Origin of the sequence: Nodosilinea sp. LEGE 07298 (assembly GCF_015207265.1) — a bacterium.
Taxonomy (GTDB): domain Bacteria; phylum Cyanobacteriota; class Cyanobacteriia; order Phormidesmidales; family Phormidesmidaceae; genus Nodosilinea.
In genome coordinates this window covers 1-3442 of sequence record NZ_JADEXE010000466.1, presented here as the reverse complement: position 1 = coordinate 3442, position 3442 = coordinate 1, and the positions used below count along the sequence as shown (strand labels likewise).

At 50.6% G+C, this 3442-nt stretch carries 2 protein-coding genes, 1 pseudogene and 1 CRISPR repeat array; all 3 genes and pseudogenes read right to left on the bottom strand.

Features of this window, described 5'->3' with window-relative positions:
* Positions 1-155: 155 nt before the first annotated feature.
* Positions 156-1174: direct repeats of the CRISPR family, unit length 37 nt; unit sequence CTCGCCACCCACCTAATCTCGGCAACGAGACTGAAAC.
* A 122-nt stretch (positions 1175-1296) separates the two neighbouring features.
* Positions 1297-2247: a hypothetical protein gene (locus tag IQ273_RS31795; protein WP_194027086.1), complete on the bottom strand. Its 951-nt coding sequence runs from the start codon at positions 2245-2247 to the stop codon at positions 1297-1299.
* 571 nt (positions 2248-2818) lie between these two features.
* A complete protein-coding gene (locus IQ273_RS31790) occupies positions 2819-3004 on the bottom strand; it encodes a hypothetical protein (RefSeq protein ID WP_194027085.1) in 186 nt (61 codons plus the stop codon).
* A gap of 334 nt (positions 3005-3338) precedes the next feature.
* Positions 3339-3442: pseudogene (locus IQ273_RS36210) on the bottom strand (DDE transposase); the annotation flags it as partial.

Here is a 3442-nt window from a genome sequence, read left to right as displayed (position 1 = left end):
GTCTGCAATGGGAAGACAAATCGTTTTATCGCCTGCGGTTCCACGCTTCCGTCGTTGCTTGGCCATCACGTTGGCCTCCTAAGCGCTCTACCCCTATTTTACTCGACACAAACTTGGGTGGAACTAGGACTGTTCTTTGCAATACCTCAATACGACTCGCCACCCACCTAATCTCGGCAACGAGACTGAAACGCCTGACTCCTATTGTTCAAGATCCCCAAGTAATCCTCGCCACCCCCCTAATCTCGGCAACGAGACTGAAACTACTCAGCGATCGACGGGTACGCCCCACCGGCATAGCTCGCCACCCACCTAATCTCGGCAACGAGACTGAAACCAGCCGGGGCGGTGGGGGCAGGCAGTGAAGTTGTGTACTCGCCACCCACCTAATCTTGGCAACGAGACTGAAACCTAGCCGCCAGATTGTTGCCCACCGACGGCGTGCCAGCTCGCCACCCACCTAATCTCGGCAACGAGACTGAAACACAATGCACACGACATCGTTGGACAGCCCTCGACGCTCGCCACCCACCTAATCTCGGCAACGAGACTGAAACGGACATCATGTTCTTCTGGGCCGCGAAGATGTCGATGCTCGCCACCCACCTAATCTCGGCAACGAGACTGAAACTCGCCCTGGTAGCCTTTGAGGGCGATCGGCTGGTCGCTCGCCACCCACCTAATCTCGGCAACGAGACTGAAACATGACGGCAACAGCTACGAACCACCCGACACCCGACTCGCCACCCACCTAATCTCGGCAACGAGACTGAAACAACACCTCGGTAATGTTGGAAAAAGCCACCCTGGACTCGCCACCCACCTAATCTCGGCAACGAGACTGAAACATGAAAGGATCGCCTATGGTAATGCCCCATTGTTTATCCTCGCCACCCACCTAATCTCGGCAACGAGACTGAAACATCCATCCTGCTGATCGGCCTGGGCCTGTGAGGGACTCGCCACCCACCTAATCTCGGCAACGAGACTGAAACTAGGAACGTGAAAGCTTGCGTCTCGATGTTGTCGACTGCACGCAGGGGATGCAGCGGATCAGCAGTAGGCTCGCCACCCACCTAATCTCGGCAACGAGACTGAAACTTGGTCTTGCTTATCTAGCTAGGCCTGCGAAAGGAATTCAACTCGCCACCCACCTAATCTCGGCAACGAGACTGAAACAGCGAAGAATACGGATGCTACAAACTGGCGCGACTTTCTCGCTATCCTCTCAATCCCGGCAACCGTATTTAGCTGTTTCTTGCCGATAGGCTAGAGCACGTAAAAGTAACCTATCTCTTATGCCTTACTATCTTTTTCATTTGTTAACGAACCAAGGGATTCCTTCAGCGGAGTAGACTCCTCCAACAGATCAACAGATTCCTCCAACCGAGTTACATGCTTATTCACGCGCCTCTGACCTTTGATTTGCAGATCTGACGAGTAGACATTACAACCTGCTCGCCAAACCTGTCCAAATGCTTCAAAGAAGTTATCTTGACTAAAAGATTCAGAGCGTTGAAACCGAAGCATTTCTGGCGAGATCTCAGTCTTTAAAGCTAGTTGCGTTCTTTTCAGGACTGTAAGATCCTTCTGATGTCTGATTGCAAGTGCTTCCCGGTACTGGTTTGACAAGCGGCGACGAACAGTGCGTTCGGAACGACCTACACTAGCGGCAATGGTGGGTTGACTAGTCCCAAAAATTGTGAATAAGGAGTCCACAAACGTAAAACGCTGGGTACGGCGAAGGATAGGAGAAGTGCCCCCCGCATAATGAGAGGATTCCTTACCAAATACCTGGCTCAGCGTATTTATTTGTGGCTTCTTTCTGTTTTGCTTAGTCTGTTGCTCCTTGTGTTGCTTATAAAAAGATTGCTGTTGCTTTGACTTAGCGATCGCTTCAACCACAATCGCCTTTTTCAACTTCAGGTTTTCTGGCTCAACTAGTACCCTGCACCCACCACTGCTGGAATGGGCATGGGCAACTTTAGGAAGACTAGAGTAAAAAACCCGCACATGGTTTGGCCCATCCCACCGAAGACTACGAAATAGTCCATACTGACGACAACGACGAACATAGTCCACGACTGTTCGTCTGGCCAGGTTCAGAATTTCGGCAGCCTGCACAATTGACAAACTTGCCCAACCAGATCCCTTCAGGTCTAGCATTCGAACAAGTAGATACACATTCCCATAGCTTGGAAGAGCTTCCCAAGCTTTAACAGGAATCCATGCCGGGCGTACCCGCACTTCTCTGCTCCTTCAAAGCAGCTATAGGTAGTGCTTAGGTGGCCCAGATTTAGTTACATGTGAAGGGCGCTTTCGCTGATTTGAAAGCTTTGTCTGTAGATAGTGCTCAATTGCTCTGCGATGCGCAGCAGGATCGTGCTGATTTGCTACCCAATCTGTAAGCAGAGGTAAGTTGTACCGAATCGTCCGCGAATTAAGCTTGACCCAGTGGATATTTTCCAAAAGGCTCTTGTTGATTAGACGATACTTTTTCAGCGTTTCTGGACTAAACCCAGTTACTGCTGCGGCTTGATGCTTATTGCCAAACTTATATTCTTGTATTGTTGCCATGAGGAAGGACACCACCAACCTCAATGAGGCTGGAAGAAACGACGGCATCCTTGGTTGCGGCTTATGGCCGACAACTTATGGCATCCCTTGCGGGCAGTACTAATATACCCTAATTTCCCCTAAAGAGTAAATGAGTTGCCAAACACTACTTAAAGAAAAGCTCCCAGCTATATCACCGGGAGCTTCTAGCTATTAGCTGCGATCACAGATCGCAGCACATGGGTAAAACCCAGAGGACAATCTAGCTAACCTGCACCACTCGCTTAGTGAGGATGCGCATGACTTGGCCAGGATTAGCAGCTGGCAAATGCCTTGACCACTCTTCGGGCCGAGCGTACCCCAGGCGAAACAAACCGGCAACACATGAATTTACCGTCTGTGGGTTACCAACAGCAACTAGCCGCAGCACGTCCATTGGGGTCAGCATTGCAGTAGTCCCTAAGGGTTGAGACCTCCTGACCTTGGGCTTAAACGGTGGTACAAGGCCTTCAGGTTGAGTCGTGATCGATAGAGAACCAGGCTCTTCCAAGTCAACCAACTCAAATTCCTTAGCCATGGGATGAGCCTCAGTTAACCTACGAGCGCTTTGGGTGAAGGATTGGATAGTCTCCGCAAGGGCTGTCTCCAACTGTTCTGCATCAAAGCTGTCTCCCCAATAAATTGAGAGAAGTGCCTCAATAGCCTCTCCAGCACAGGCTTGTGCGTCTTGGAAACGTGTATTGTCTGCCATTATGGTTTGGCTCAATACGGATTTTGGGGAGCTAGTTCAACAAGGTCTCCAATAGGTTGCCCAGCAGTGCCTTTCCTCGCTTACGGGCATTGTGTACGAACTCAAAGAACCCCAGATAAAGCGGCAGTTTCTCCT